Raw genomic sequence first — 15,120 nt, forward strand, 5'->3', positions numbered from 1 at the left:
AAAAAATAGAAGGCTCTTTTTCAGTCAGATAGTAGAATACCCGTTAAGTTCTTTTAACGGGTATGCTTGAACTAATAGTATGAATTATACACGATTAATCATCATTATCGTCCTCATCTTCCAACTCAAACTTGAAGTTCTTCAGTTCTTTTAATGCTTCTTTGAGGTCTTTTTTAAAGTCTTTCAGGTCTATCTTCAAATCCTTTTTTAGGTCTTTTAGATCCACCTTAAGGTTTTTCAATACATCACTGGTTACATCGAGGCTTAGGCCAATCACAGGCTTGAGCAAATCGCCCAGGTCAAGTTCGTTTTCAAGGTCAATATTGCTTAGGTCTTTGCTTGCCTTTCGTAAGCTACGTTTAAGATCTTTGCCCATATTTTTGAGCGATACACTCAGCTCTTTCAGCCCATCCTTTAGAGCTATCCAGTCTTGCCACATACTGTCAGTAGTTGTTTTGTGCTTTTTAAACTTCCCTGACTTTATTTTTTTGCCATCTACATACAAACGTTTTACTTTTCCGGCTTTGTCAAAACGTACCTCATAGTCGGTTCCTTTGATATTAGCCTCCATTTCTACATAATCATCCTCACTGTCTATTTTTCGGTAACGACGATCTTTATGGTGAGAATATCTATTTAAACGACGCATTTTGCTGGTTTTTTTACCAGGCGTATCCACTACTGTGGTAAGCAAGGCTAGTTCTTCCTTTATTCTTTGTTTTACCATTTTTTTGATAAGCACCTTGGATGGAGTGGATAGGTTTGTTACCTGCTGGCTGTTAGTTGAGGTTGGCTTTACTACCTTGCCAGAAGCCAACTGATGTGTTACCAAAGCACTACTGCTCAAGGCAACACTTTGCCCAAACGATACCTGGCCGAACCCAATGCCCAGGCAAGCCAACATAGGTACAATGAGGGCGTATTTCCAATAGATTTTTCGATACATGGTTTTCTTGGTCATCATATTTACTCTTTTTTTAATTTGCGATTGAACTAAACGATTCCCCAAAGTAAACTGAGGCACACTGCCTAAACTTTGGCTAAGTAACAACATAGCATAACTGTGGGCGTCTTGCTGTTTGATGACTGCTTGGTCAGCTACAAACTCGTGGTTTTCACGCAAGGCATTCCGCCACCAGTACACCACTGGATTGTACCAAAACATGGCACAAAACAACTCCATCAACAAGACATCTATAGTATGTTTTTGCTGGATGTGAGCTACTTCATGGGCAACAACTTGTGCCCTTTGTTCGGGAGTAAGTTTCAGGGTATTGTCCCAAAACAAATAGTTGAAAAACGACAGCATGGGTAACTTACCATAAGTAAACACTACTTTGTAATGGTCTTGTGGCATTGCTTGGGTACCTGCAATAACCCGTATGATACGCACCAACCGATAAGCAAAAAGCGCCAGGCACACCAATACTCCTGCAATGTACAGCCCTAGCCAGGCGTTCCACCAATTGATTGAAGGAATGGTGGCTTTGTTGGTTGGCAGGTGGGTTGTTTTGCCAGAAGCTTGATGTTGAGTGATTGGGTGTATTTTTTTATTATGAATAGCAGTGGTAGTAGTCGGGTGTACTACAGAGGTAGTTGTTTTTTTGGAGGTAACCACTGGAGAACTTACTGCAAGCGGTTGCCACTGACTTATACGAGTTGGTACCGATTTTTTTGGCAACTCGATGTGTAACAATGGCACCGCAAGTGCCACCCCCAAGCCTATCAGCAAATAGGCACGGTTTAAGTGAAAACTCGTCTCTTTTTTTAAGAAGATGAGATAAAAAGCATATAAAAACAACAAGCTTAGGTTTACTTTTATAAGGTATATTATCCAATCGTTCATGGTATTCAATGGTTTTTTAATAAAATAGTAGTGGGTAGCATAAGCAACGACAAGTAATCAGCTGAAAGTAAGGCTAACTATTTTACAGTGTGATAGTTACACTTGTTTCTTAGATGTGTTTAATTCCGCTTCAGTGCTCAATACTTGGCGAAATGCTCTAATCGTTATTCAGGCTTTTTACCAGCTCACTTATGTTTTTAAGTAACTCTTTTTCGTGCTTGTCTAAGTCTCTGGTATCTATATTTTTGAGTTCGTCATTCAGGTTTTTCCTAAGCTCTTTGCCCAGCTCTTTCTTAAGCTTTTTTAGTTTTCTTTTGAGCGCTGGTAAATCCTCCTTTTTCCATTCTTGAATTCCCTTATTGAGTTCTTTGATCAAGGTTTCCTTGAAATCTTTTTCAAAGTGCTCTCCCATTTTTTCAAACTCTTTGCCCATTTTTTCAAATTCCTTTCCCAGTCTTTCTAAATCTGCCGTATTTTCAATCGTAATCTTTTCACCGTTGAAGTCAACATCCAATCGGAAACTTTGCTCGCGTTGACGTTCAGCTTCTTCTTGCTGTTTTTCAAGGGCTTCCAATCGTTCTTGTTGGCTTACTTGAGCAATCGCTGGTTCGTTGTCATTGCGTGCACCAAATAAGGGGCTTCGCTGCAAAAGCCAGCCCGCCAAAATAACCAAGGGAATTACTAAAAAATACCGGGCAATGTCACGCTTTGGCTGAGCGTGGTTATTTCTTTCTTTCATCATCATTTTTTTGTTTAAGGTTCTTGTCTATGTCTTCCAAAATATCTTCAATGTCTGATATGTCCACGTTTTTGTCTTTGGCAAAAAATGACGCCAAACGAGCAAAAGATCCTCCGAAATAATCAGTCATGAAGCGGTCTAACCAAAAGCTGGTATACTCTTCTTTTTTTACCAATGGCTCATAACGATAAGTGTTGCCAAAGGTCTGGTGTGTGACAAAACCCTTTTCTTCAAGCAACCTTACTATAGTAGACACTGTACTGTAGGCGGGTTTTTTTTTACCAGGCGCTACGGGTATATCGGCAATGATTTCTTTGATAAAAGCTTTTTCCAGTTTCCACAAAACTTTCATTACCTGTTCCTCTGCCTTGGTGAGTTGCTTGCCTTTTTGTCCTTTATTTTTTGCGTTTTTTTTCATTGATATTTTTAGTAGGGGTAACTATACTTTTAAAACTTGTTTTATGAAACTAAAATTTCCAACTAAGTTTTTAAAACTTCTGCTCAAAAAAATATTCCTGATACAGGAACTAAAATGTTTGACAACAAGTATTTTTGTAAAAACAAACGTATTGATAAAAGGGCGTTTAGGTTTACATCATCAATGACACTTGCCATTGGCAAGGGTTGCATAAATGAATGCCATAAAAAATAGTTTTGACTTAACCATTACTCAAGTTGCTGAAAGTCAGTACAATAAAAAAACAATAATTTAGCAAACACCTATGAAATATATCACTTCACTTATTTTTGCCTGCCTCCTGCTTTTTCAACACCCTATCCAGGCACAAAACTTTGCTTCTTCGTCGGTGTTGGGCACAGGTACTTGGTATAAAATAGGTACTACCCAACAAGGCATTTATAAAATAGACTATAATTTTTTGAAAAATGCTGGAATAGATGTAGACAACATTAACCCTCGAAACATACAACTATATGGCAATGTAGGGGGCATGTTGCCTCAAGCCAATAGTGCTTCCCGCGTAGACGACCTGCAAGAAAACTCCATCTGGGTAGCTGGGCAAGACGATGGGAGCTTTGACGCCAACGATTACATTTTGTTTTATGCCCAAGGCGCCGTAGAGTGGACCTATAATGCCACCAACAAACTATTTGAACATACCCAAAATATTTACTCCGATTCAGTTTTTTGCTTTTTGACTATAGGTAGCAATGAGGGCAAAAGGGTACAGTCGCAGGAAAACCTAAGTGGTACTACCCAAACCCTGACTACTTACGACGATTATCAAGCATACGAAAAAGACGAACGAACTATTTTGGAACAAGGCTCAGGCAGGGAATGGTACGGCGAAGTTTTTGATTTTGAAACGAGCCAGAACTTTACTTTTGACACTCCTGGTTTGTTAGCCAATACCTCGCTTACACTTACTTCTTTTGTGATGGGGCGTTCGGCACTCGACACCAAGTTTTCTGTATCGCTCAATGGTGTTACTTTGGGTACCCAGTCAATAGCTGCCCAACCCACGGGCACTTATGATGTAAAAGGTATCAACAATGTAAGGGACTTCACCCTGAACACCAGTCAGTTATCCGGGTTGAGTCAATTAACCATCAACCTAGTGTACGATAAAAACGGAGGAAGCTCCTCAGGTTATTTAAATTATCTGCGGGTAAACTATCAACGACAACTACAGCTGTATGATAACCAAACTACCTTTAGGGCTATAGCCAGCCTGGAGCAACCTTTAACCGCTTTTTCGGTAGCCAATGTGGGCAACGGTGCCATTGTTTGGGATATTAGCAACCCATTGCACCCTGTAAACCAACCTTATGCTTTAAGTGGGAGCAATGCGGTGTTTGGAGCAAGTACTGCCACTGCGTTGAAACAATTTGTGGTTTTTCAGGGCAGCGATTTTCCCAACCCTGAGTCGGTACAAGCATTGCCCAACCAAAACCTACATGCTTTGCTCCCCACCAATCTGGTGATTATTACTCCAGAAGTGTTTTTGAGCGAAGCCGAACGCCTGGCAGACTTTAGGCGCGCCAATGATGGTTTGAGTGTGACGGTAGTTAAACTTCCTCAAATTTACAACGAATTCTCGTCGGGTAAACAAGATGTAACCGCTTTGCGCGACTTTGCCCGGATGCTTTACCTGCGCGATTCACAAGTATTTAAATACCTGTTGTTATTTGGCGATGCCTCTTATGACTATAAAGATCGAGTAGCCAACAATACCAATTTTGTCCCTATCTATGAGTCACGCGAATCGCTGCATCCTATATTGAGTCATTCTTCCGACGATTATTTTGGGTTTCTTGAAGCAAGTGAAGGCGAATGGACAGAAACCTCTTTGGGCGACCATACGCTGGAAATTGGCATTGGGCGCTTGCCCGTAAAAACACTCGAAGAGGCAGCTAATGTAGTAACCAAACTCATTGGGTACGCCAATAACCAATCTAATTTAGGGAGTTGGCGCAACCGAGTGGTGTTTGTGGCAGACGATGGCGATGTAAACATCCACCAATTAGATGCTGATGTGCTTGCTGAAGACATTAGAAACAACCATAAGAATTTCAATGTAAGCAAGTTGTTTTTAGACGCATTCGAGCAAGTGTCTACCCCTAATGGTGAGCTTGCTCCTACTTTGAAAGAAGCACTTACCCAAAATGTAGAAAGGGGAGCCCTTATTGTAAACTATACCGGACACGGCGGAGAAATTGGTTGGGCAGAAGAAAAGCTACTGAATGTACCACAAATCAATGATTGGGAAAACTACCATAACCTACCGCTTTTTGTAACGGCTACTTGTGAGTTTGGACGTTATGATGACCCCTTGCGGGTAGCAGGTGCCGAATATATTTTGCTCAACCCCAAAGGCGGAGGCATTGGGCTCATTACTACCACCCGCCCGGTGTATTCGAGTACTAATTTTTTATTGAGCAAAGCTTTTTATGCTGAAGTGTTTAAACCCATTGACGGGGAAATGCCTCGTTTGGGTGACTTGATGATCAAGACCAAAAACAACAGCTTGAATGGAGCCATCAATCGTAATTTTGCCTTATTGGGCGACCCGTCATTACGATTGGCTTATCCTAAACATAAAGTGGCCGTTACTAAAATAACCAATGCCAATACAGGGCAAGTAGTGAATACCATAAGTGCACTGGACAAGGTGACTGTAGAAGGGGAGGTGACAAATGCGCAGGATATTTTGCTCGATGGATTTGATGGAGTCCTGGACATTACCATATTTGACAAGGCGCAAGAACTAACTACTCTGGGAACCGAGAGTAGCCGTATTCAGTTTAAGGCACAGAACAACAAAATATTTGTAGGTAAGGCGAGTGTGAAGGCAGGTAAGTTTACTTTTACCTTTATTGTACCCAAAGACATTGATTATAAGTTTGGAGAGGGGAAGTGGAGTTTTTATGCCCAGGCAAACGATGGAGTCAATGACGCCCAGGGAGCCAAAACTGATGTAATCATTGGTGGTACCAGTGCTTCTATCACCCCTGATGATACCCCCCCGGCTATTACGCTTTTTATGAATGATGAAACTTTTGTAAGTGGGGGCGTGGTACAGCCATCGGCTACTTTGATTGCCAAATTGAGCGACGAAAATGGGCTGAACATTGCCCAAACCGGAGTAGGACATGAAATGACGGCGGTGTTGGATGGTGACTTGGAAAACCCTTGGGTTCTGAACGATTTTTACGAAGGCAACCTGGATACTTATCAAGAGGGGGTGGTGCAATATCCTGTACGTGACCTTGCCAAAGGGAAGCATACAGTAGTAGTAAAAGTGTGGGATACCCACAACAACTCAAGCGAAGCAAGCATCGATTTTGTTGTAACCGACAATGCTGTAATGGCGATAAACGAGGTAATGAATTACCCAAATCCATTTAATCAGGCGACTACTTTTCGTTTTGATCACAATCGGGCGGGTGAAGCCCTCGAAGTAACCATTCAGATTTATAACCGCAATGGACAACACGTAAAAAAACTGCAATATACTACCAACAAGGCTCTGACTCGTTTTGAGGGAGTGTGGGATGGCTTGGATAAACAAGGCAAAAAAATACCTCAAGGAGTGTATGTATACAAGATCACGGCACGTTCTGTTACCGATGGTGCCGAAAAATTTATTGTACGCAGATTGGTAGTGTTAGATTAACACCAATTTACCAATAACAAGTTCACAAACAGCAAAGTACACGGCTTTATCCTGATAATTTTATAACAAATATTAGTGACTAATTAACCTTAGGGGGGAATAAAGGCATAAAACCCCCTGATAAAAGTATACAAAAAGTATACATGTCGTCTTTTTGCCTAAAATTCCCAACAAAAAAAGTATATTTGCAAAAGTATTATAAAAACCAAATCACAATGAAATTTCATAGACGTGTAGTTTTATTAGTGGCTGCCTTTATGGTAGCTTTGGGTTCTTCCCAATCATTTAGTCAGACAGCCGCATTTATAGGGCAAGATACAGTGTCGAGACCCATCACCACTGCTGTACCTTTTTTATCTATTTCACCTGACGCCCGCGCTGCTGGTATGGGAGACGTTGGAGTAGCTACTACTGCCGACGTAAACAGTATTTACTGGAACCCGGCAAAGCTGGTTTTTGCCGAAGGCAAAATAGGTGCTTCCCTTTCTTTCACTCCTTGGTTGCGTAAGCTCGTAAACGACATGTCGTTGTCTTATTTGTCTGCCTATTACAAACTGGACAACCGTCAGGCATTTGGTTTTTCACTAAGATACTTCAATTTAGGTAGTATTCAATTTACTGATAATCAAGGGGGGATCATTCGTGATTTTGTACCCAACGAACTAGCGGCTACCTTGACCTACTCACGTAAACTTTCTGAAAAGTTGGGAGTAGCGGTAAGTGGACGTTATATTCACTCCAACCTTTCGGCCGATTTGATCTTGGCAAACCAACAAGAAACCAAAGCTGGAAACACAGCTGCTGCTGACATAGCCGTATTTTACAAAACCGACTTGACTGTAAGTGGAATGGAGTCAAACCTGGCTTTTGGGGCAAACATTTCTAACATTGGCGCCAAAATCTCTTATACCAACAAAAACGAAAGAGACTTTATTCCTACCAACCTTCGTTTAGGTTCTGCTTTTACTCTGAACATTGACGAATTTAATAAATTTACTGTTGCTTTAGACCTTAACAAGTTAATGGTACCTACTCCCCCCCAGGTAGACAGCCAGGGAAACATCATTTCTGGTACCAGCCCTCGCGATAAAACTTTGTTGAGTGGTATGTTTGGCTCATTTGCCGATGCCCCAGGAGGTTTTAGCGAAGAATTGAAAGAATTTATCATTGCTACTGGAATAGAGTACTGGTACAATGACTTATTTGCGGCACGTGTAGGGTATTATAACGAACATGCTCAAAAAGGTGATCGTAAGTACTTTACTGTAGGAGTAGGGTTACGTTATAAAAAACTTGGTTTTGACGCAGCTTATTTACTACCACAAAGAGAAACCAACCCATTGGCAGAAACACTTCGCTTCTCAATTTTGTTTAACCTTGGCGGCGAAGACAAAAAATAGTTTATTACAAAGTACAGGAAAAACTTACCTGAACCCTTCTCCGTTTGGAGAAGGGTTTTTTATTTGTTTAATTTAAAATTAAGCACCTGAAGATAAGCCCTGTGTTAGAATCATCAGACGAATACAAAAACGAGCGAACTATGTTAGACAGATCACAACCCCCCGCCTTTCACGTTGCTGACAAGGTGCCTATATTGCAAGCCAAAACCCGATACCTTGACAATGGCATTCCTGTGCATCTGATCAATGCCGGAGGGCAGCCAGTACTTAGGGTGGAGCTATTTTTTAAAGCGGGGGCTTTGATTGATCCTAAACTTGCCACTTCGTTTTTTGTGATCAAGATGTTGCGTGAGGGTACAAGCACCCGCAATACGCAACAAATAAGCGAATATATTGATCAATATGGAGCATTTATCGAGTTTAAACCAGGGCCTGACCGTATAGGAGTGATTTTATACACCTTATCGAAATACCTCGATAAGTTATTGGTTTTAATTACAGAATTGCTCAACGAAGCTACCTTTCCTGAAAAAGAACTGGATAGTTTTAAGAATATTACTCGACAAAACCTGCTGCTTAACCTTAAGCGTAATGGTTTTAGGGCGTCACGCAAAATGAGTCGAGTGTTGTTTGGCAGACACCCCTATGGGTTAGACCTCACCGAAGCAGCTATAGATGAAGTAAGTCGCGAAGATTTGCAGGGGTTTTACCATAAATACATTAAAAACAATCCTTGTGACATTATTGTGTCAGGCGATGCCAACGAGGAGGTACTCAAGGTGTTGAACAAATATTTTGGAGGGATCGACTTGGCAGAGTTTTTACTGCATCCGCCCCAGATAGTGCCTACTCCGATGCCTTCAGAGCAACAGTTGCATTTAGACGTCCGCGAAAATGCCACCCAGTCGTCTATACGCATGGGAGGGCTTATATTCACCAAAAGCCACCCCGAATACTCTAAGTTTATTATTCTCAATGAAATTTTTGGCGGCTATTTTGGCTCAAGACTGATGAGCAACATTCGGGAAGATAAAGGCTATACTTATGGCATTTATGCCAGAGTAGCATTGTTGGAACAAGCAGCTTATTACGGTATCATGACCGATGTACGCAAAGAGTTTACTCAACACACTATAGACGAAATTCATAAAGAATCGAAGCGCATGCGTACTGAACTGGTGCCAGAAGAAGAACTAAGCCTTGTAAAAAATTATATGTCAGGTACACTTACCAGCACCATTAATTCCCCTTTTGCCCTTGCCGATGTGTTCAAAGGGTTGCACTTTCACGGGTTGGACTATAGTTTTTATGACAGTTACTTTGAAATACTTAAAAACATTACCCCTGAAGATTTGATAGAACTGGCTAATAAATATTTGCGTACCGAAGAAATGTATGAAATAGTAGTAGGAGGGAAGTAAAACATTTGATAATGAGTGTTTTATAAAATGCTTTGATTCATTATTTGTTCAGGGTATTTGCGTTGTATGAGCTACAGATGAGTGCCAGTATTTGGGTTTTTTAGTGAATTACCGAATTATATTGCGTATATTAGGTTTTTGGTTTATGATTTGTATACATCATAACCTATTCATCTTTGTTAAATTTAAGTTTCGCTATGTTGACTAATAATAATCATACTATACTCAAAGATCAATCATTTGATGCCCATTACCGTGTTTTAACCATTCGTATGCAAAAGGCAGTAAGTCCTCAGGAACTTAAACCCACTTTGCGCAAGATTGTAGAAGAAGAATTGAGGGGAAATTATGAAATGGAAAAATATGAAACCTATACAAAAACCATGTATAGAGTGGCGGCCGTCAGAAAGCCGTAGTTTGATATAAACTCCTCCAACCAGCCTTGTACTTTGCCCTTTCTTTAGTGATCCTGCAAAAATAAGTTGAGCCATTAAAGTGTATCTTTTGCCTCCTGATTTCTCTTAAAAACCGATAGCTACAGCTTCGCTGTGCTGAGCTCTGCCAAAGGCTAAACATCACATAGCTTTGGCTATGTTCATTTTTTTAAAATCATCAGAAAACAAAATATTTTCTTGAATCAGCTCACTTTATTTTTTACACATCACTTACCCATTGCTTGGGTATCCCAAAAAACATTTTTTTTTTGTTTTATCACCTCCACTTGCCTGTTTTATCTTTATTAGATCGCACAGACAAGTAGAGTATGATATTGGTTATCTATAGTAGCAGTTGTCTAATTTGAGCCAAAGCATCTGTGTATGCTTTATCAGTGTCAAGCTGGGTGTCAGCCAAGGCACTTCCTGCTTTTAATTCTCCTGTTTTATGGCTATTTATCCATTCTGCCTGATCGTGTCGTTGCCTGTTTAATAATATTTCCATAAGTCCGCTTTTAAAGGCAATCTGGCGCACTTGGTGTAAAATAGCGGGTCGTTGCGGGCCCACAACCAAGGCATAGCTATCCAACACACCACCTTTGCCATCTACCTCATTCCAAGAAGCTTTGCCGTCTTCAGCCGGACTAGCTGAGGGAACAACATCTACCCTTACATCACGTTCATCGGGCAACAAACAAAGCCGACCACGCACATTGATTTGCGACATGAGCTGGTATGCTGCACCAGGGGGTATTACTCCGTATCCAGCCGGGTTACTCAGCATTGCCAACACCAGTGCTGCCTCAGCAGGATCATGAATACCCAAGGCAAGCAACACTCCAGAAGCTTCTAAAGTCATGTGTAACACTTGATCGTAGTCTTTAGCATCACTCCACTTGCCCGATACACCATAAGCTCCGTCTTTGGTACTTCCCGATACGGTATAAAAACCTGTGCCAAACTCGCCAGAAGCTCCGTGCGCCACAGAAAGTGGTTGTGCGCCTATGGCGTCAACGCCTGATTCCACTGTAACATGGCTCAAGTTAATGTTTCCGCTTACTACCCCATCCCGGCTTACAGATGCAGTCGAAGGTCGCTCTTGATAACGGGTACTTTTGTCTCCTTTCTGGAAAGGCGCCAAACCAAAATCAAAAGGCGTGTAAGCTTTGATGTCAAGAATGAGTGCTTCGGTCATCGCGTATAACTTATCATCATCGGTTCCAGGATTACCAAGTTCTTCAAAAGCTGCTTGAAATCCAGTGAGAAGATAGGTATTCTCTTTATCAGTTGAGAGCTCATTTAAAGTGTCTCTGAATAGCCTGCCAATCCCTATAGACCTCCAATAAGCTTTCAGTGGTTCGATGCAACCCTTGAGGTTGGCGCCCTGTGTTTTATTTATTTTTCTTTGTATAACATGTGTGTCACTGTTCTTTAGTTGGACAGTGCTCATGGTTGGTGGTGGCGACTCAACTACTTGTCGTTGCACGGGTACATTCCCCAGCTCTGTTCCAATTCTATCTGCGGCACTTTCTCTGGTTGGATCGGTGTTTACTGCCTGACCGTTTACCTGAGCATTTGCTTTTGGTGCCCCATTGAGCTGGTTATCAATGGCGTGCCCTATTTCGTGGTTTTTTACTGTCGTACTTTCTCCAGGGGCTATGTGAATACTGTTGTCTTGAATAGTAGCTTTGGCATTGACAGAAGAAGGAAAAGGCGAATTCTCCTGAATGTTTACCCGGCTTAGGTCTGCACCGTATTTTTGGGCAGCATATTGTTGAAGGTGTGGAGCTACCTTTTGGCTGCTTGCGCGTTGTATTGGGGCTTGTTTTGCCTGAATGGGTTGTTTTTGCCCCTCTTTGCTTTCATAAGCGTTCTGGAGTTTACGTTGTATGGGTTGTTGTTTTGCCCGAATGTTTGCCTTGCCGTCTTTTTGGGCTTTTTTACTAGTCGTTTTTTGTTGGACGGATTGGTTAATGGTGCTTAAATCGTTAGCAGTTGTTTTTTTGTTGTGTTGTGTGTGCATGTATTTTCTTTATGTAGTTTGTTCAATCAACCAAATACACTGGAGCTTATTACATTTGCTTCTTTTACCTTCTCTTAAAAAAAACAAAACCTAGCCCAATTTCCAGTTTACTTAGAGGCTAGGGTACTAGATTTTAACAGTGCATTTGATGGTTTGTTATAACTTGAAATTATATGAATATGTGTACTTGTTTTTAGGATATGAGCGAACATACAGAACTTTGAAAACTGTCTTATAAGACAGTTATTTTAACTTTCTAAGTGTAGCTTCAATCACTTCTATACATTTTGCCCGGTCGTATTTCCAAGTAAGGTAAGGGAGAGGAACGATAGGCACTCCAGCCCTGCTTAATATCTTATAACGTTCTAGTGTAAATGCATTTTCGTAAATACCTGGAAACCCTATCAGGTTGATACCCATCGTTTTATGCTTGTCTTGTACCACAATGTCAATGTCGAGCCCGGCAATAGGGTAAGACCGAAAGCAATGGTACTTTAGCGATTGTAATGCCGTTTCTACCTCATCGGCAAAAGTACAGTGAGCCCCCGATGGATCATAGTTACGGCTGAAATTTTTTTCCTCATCTACCACATAGCTTAAGTATTGCTTAAGCAAAGTTTGATTTTTCAACTCTTGAGGGGCGGCCGAGGTAACTACAAATTGCTTGGCACGAGCACGGGTAATCGCTACATTAAACAAGTCCTCTTTGTTGATGTGTACAAACGAGCCACTTGCCGAGTGTTGATCTACTACAAATGATATAAACATCATGTCGCGCTCTTCTCCTTGAAACGAGTGTGCGGTACCCACCATCAGGTTATGTTTTTTGAGCGAGGCAAGTGAAATTTCCTCCGAAATACGCTTGGTTAGATAGTCAACCTGTGCCCTAAATGGTGACAGCACCCCTATGCTGTGACAAATGTCTTTTGATAAAATTTGCTCGTTTTCAACAGTCTTTTTTATGCGGGCAATAATCATCTCCGACTCGCCTTCATTGTAACCTTTGGGGCTGCGTTCTCCTTCATTGGTCAATAGTTGCAAACTTTTCACCCTTTCATTATGAGGGGTTTGGGTCATAAGGTTGAGCCTGTTTTGATAAAAAAACTTGTTACTAAAATTGATGATTTCAGGCAAGCTACGGTAGTGTTCATCCAAAAACGTGATAGCATCCTGGGTTTCTATAGAGCCATTTACTGCATCCAGCACGCTCTGGTTGCGGTAGTCAAGGTCAAAAGCGGTCTCATGGTCTAAATGGTGTTGCTTACGTAAAAAATTTTGTCTAGCCTCTGACAAAAACGATACATGACGCAATTGCGAGGGGTCACCCACAATTACTACCCTTTTGGCACGCTGCAAAATCGCCAGGCAACTGGCAATGTCACACTGCGAAGCTTCGTCAATAATCGCCACATCAAACATATCTTGACGAAGTGGTAACACATTGCTCACGTCTGAAAGGTTAACCAACCAAATAGGAAAAGTACTTAGTATAGTGTCAAAATCGATGCTGTCAAAAAACTGTGCTTGTTTGTGCCCTTTGCGTGCCTTGATAGCCTTCAGGAAATTACTCAGGTCTTTGCGTTTAAACCTGATTACATCTACCAGCTTAAGTTGGTAGCCCAGGTGAATATATTCTTTGAGTAGCTTAGTACGTTGTGCCAGCAAGCCCTCAAGCTTTGACACCAGTTCCCAGTGAATAGGACGTTCAGTGCTTTTATTGCGTATTCGGTTGGTTTTAAAATTGACAATCCAGCGCTTGATCAGGTTTTTTGCCTGGTTGTTGGCAGCAATAAAGTTTCCCCATTTTATCTCCTCATTTACTCTTTGGTCAAACAATACCTCAAGGGCTTGTATTTCTTGCTCAATGGTTTGCAAACGATTACCCATCTGCTGGTATTTCTTTTTTGCCTCAGGTACCTGGCCAGGGTCAGGAATGCCAATGCCACTCAAAATATTCTTAATATACAGTTTAAGGTCTTTCATGTACTGGCTTTTACCACCACGAATTACCCCATTTTTAAACCCAAGCTGTTGTTCTATTTTATCGCCTACCACATCTACCGCATGGTTCATTTGAGAGGCGATTAATACCGACTCGCCTCTGGTGAGGTGGTCAGTAGCAAGGGCAGCTATAGTATAAGTTTTGCCCGTGCCTGGTGGTCCTACTACAATGCTTAGTGGGTGGCATTGTGCCATCGCCAATACTTTTTTCTGGGCTTTGCTGAGCACTGAAGGCACCAGCGATGGCTTGGGAGGTGGGTAGTGGGTGGGGGCAGCTTCACCAAACAATGCCTTGAGTGCACTTGAGAACTGATCACTATTGCCAATGATTCCTAGTTCATTGATTACTCCACGAGTTGTATTTGAACTCATCATAACACCTGCAGCGCTGGCTGGCACCAGACGCAGTATTTTCGATTTCATCAATTTTTTGAGTGCCTCTTCGTTCAGCAAATCTTCTGGATAGCGATACATCTCCTCAAAATTTACCTCAGTCCAAGATTGTTTGAGTACATCTGTCAATTCTTTGGTTTCGCTAAAAGTGATGGCTTCTTGTGGAATTTGCTTAAAAACCTCTTCCACATTATGATCTGGCTGGTTGAGCATTGCCAACAAAGGGTAGTTTACTTGTTGTTTGCTAAAATCTATTTTTACATAATAATCTTCTTTTTCCTTGATCAATTCGGCAGGGTAATAAAGCAGGGGAGCACAAAGTTTTCGGGGACCAATGTGTTCGTTGGGGTTATTGCCTGTTACAAAAAAAGCAAAGTAATACAGTGATTTTTCCCGTTGATAAAGCTGCAGTTCTTTTTCGATATGCTGTGCTGTGTCGAGCGGAATATATTCCTGAGGGAGGTTTTGATTAAGCAGTTGCTCTTGTTTGTCTGTAAAATTTTTATGCTCTATTTTTTTATCAAAAAGATTCCAAACAGTAGCCTCGCGTTGGTCTGCCTGATAACAATCTTTAAAATAATGAACCAGTTGTTGTATTCTCATAGTTTGATTTTTACCTCACTATCAAATATACCATTTTCATTCTAAATAACCACCAAACACCTAAGACCTCCGAGGTTATTTACTTTTTCTTGATGCGCATTGTCAGATAAAGCAATACTACTGT

General features: G+C 41.3%; 9 protein-coding genes. 4 read left to right on the plus strand and 5 right to left on the minus strand.

From position 1 onward, the window contains the following. Window positions 1-94: 94 nt before the first annotated feature. From Q0954_RS05980 to Q0954_RS05990, 3 genes are all read right to left on the minus strand, one after another. A complete protein-coding gene (locus Q0954_RS05980; protein WP_299454912.1) occupies window positions 95-1,846 on the minus strand; it encodes a M56 family metallopeptidase in 1,752 nt (583 codons plus the stop codon). 157 nt (window positions 1,847-2,003) lie between these two features. Then, on the minus strand, window positions 2,004-2,591 hold the full coding sequence (locus tag Q0954_RS05985; protein ID WP_299454915.1) for a hypothetical protein: 588 nt from the start codon (window positions 2,589-2,591) through the stop codon (window positions 2,004-2,006). Further along, window positions 2,569-3,003 (minus strand): BlaI/MecI/CopY family transcriptional regulator, encoded by a 435-nt coding sequence (locus tag Q0954_RS05990; protein ID WP_299454917.1) that lies wholly within the window; start codon window positions 3,001-3,003, stop codon window positions 2,569-2,571. Before Q0954_RS05990 ends, Q0954_RS05985 begins: the two co-directional genes overlap by 23 nt. Before the next feature lie 304 nt (window positions 3,004-3,307). Between Q0954_RS05990 and porU the strand changes: the two genes are divergently transcribed. The 4 genes from porU (at window position 3,308) to Q0954_RS06010 (ending at window position 9,958) form a co-directional block, all read left to right on the plus strand. Next, on the plus strand, window positions 3,308-6,721 hold the full coding sequence (porU, locus tag Q0954_RS05995) for a type IX secretion system sortase PorU (RefSeq protein ID WP_299454919.1): 3,414 nt from the start codon (window positions 3,308-3,310) through the stop codon (window positions 6,719-6,721). A 215-nt stretch (window positions 6,722-6,936) separates the two neighbouring features. Then, window positions 6,937-8,121 carry a type IX secretion system outer membrane channel protein PorV gene (porV, locus tag Q0954_RS06000; protein WP_299454921.1) on the plus strand — a complete coding sequence of 395 codons (1,185 nt, stop codon included), beginning with the start codon at window positions 6,937-6,939 and terminating at the stop codon, window positions 8,119-8,121. A 140-nt stretch (window positions 8,122-8,261) separates the two neighbouring features. Further along, window positions 8,262-9,542 carry a pitrilysin family protein gene (locus Q0954_RS06005; protein ID WP_299454923.1) on the plus strand — a complete coding sequence of 427 codons (1,281 nt, stop codon included), beginning with the start codon at window positions 8,262-8,264 and terminating at the stop codon, window positions 9,540-9,542. Window positions 9,543-9,739: 197 nt separating this feature from the next. After that, window positions 9,740-9,958, plus strand: a complete 219-nt coding sequence (locus Q0954_RS06010) for a hypothetical protein (RefSeq protein WP_002702537.1) — start codon at window positions 9,740-9,742, stop codon at window positions 9,956-9,958. A 361-nt stretch (window positions 9,959-10,319) separates the two neighbouring features. Here the strand turns inward: Q0954_RS06010 and Q0954_RS06015 are convergent, their stop codons facing one another. Both Q0954_RS06015 and Q0954_RS06020 read right to left on the minus strand, forming a co-directional pair. Next, complete coding sequence (locus tag Q0954_RS06015; protein WP_299454930.1) at window positions 10,320-11,999, minus strand: hypothetical protein; 1,680 nt, start codon at window positions 11,997-11,999, stop codon at window positions 10,320-10,322. Between the two features lie 243 nt (window positions 12,000-12,242). Next, window positions 12,243-14,996, minus strand: coding sequence for an AAA domain-containing protein (locus tag Q0954_RS06020; RefSeq protein ID WP_299454931.1), 2,754 nt, complete (start codon window positions 14,994-14,996; stop codon window positions 12,243-12,245). Window positions 14,997-15,120 lie beyond the last annotated feature (124 nt).

The organism is uncultured Microscilla sp. (assembly GCF_947493425.1).
Classification (GTDB): domain Bacteria; phylum Bacteroidota; class Bacteroidia; order Cytophagales; family Microscillaceae; genus Microscilla.

Bases quoted from the DNA above. Each gene is read 5' to 3' on its own strand.
- Q0954_RS06020 (WP_299454931.1), bottom strand. From the start codon at position 14,996: ATGAGAATACAACAACTGGTTCATTATTTTAAAGATTGTTATCAGGCA.
- Q0954_RS05985 (WP_299454915.1), bottom strand. From the start codon at position 2,591: ATGATGATGAAAGAAAGAAATAACCACGCTCAGCCAAAGCGTGACATT.
- Q0954_RS06010 (WP_002702537.1), top strand. From the start codon at position 9,740: ATGTTGACTAATAATAATCATACTATACTCAAAGATCAATCATTTGAT.
- Q0954_RS05980 (WP_299454912.1), bottom strand. From the start codon at position 1,846: ATGAACGATTGGATAATATACCTTATAAAAGTAAACCTAAGCTTGTTG.
- porU (WP_299454919.1), top strand. From the start codon at position 3,308: ATGAAATATATCACTTCACTTATTTTTGCCTGCCTCCTGCTTTTTCAA.
- Q0954_RS06015 (WP_299454930.1), bottom strand. From the start codon at position 11,999: ATGCACACACAACACAACAAAAAAACAACTGCTAACGATTTAAGCACC.
- porV (WP_299454921.1), top strand. From the start codon at position 6,937: ATGAAATTTCATAGACGTGTAGTTTTATTAGTGGCTGCCTTTATGGTA.
- Q0954_RS06005 (WP_299454923.1), top strand. From the start codon at position 8,262: ATGTTAGACAGATCACAACCCCCCGCCTTTCACGTTGCTGACAAGGTG.
- Q0954_RS05990 (WP_299454917.1), bottom strand. From the start codon at position 3,003: ATGAAAAAAAACGCAAAAAATAAAGGACAAAAAGGCAAGCAACTCACC.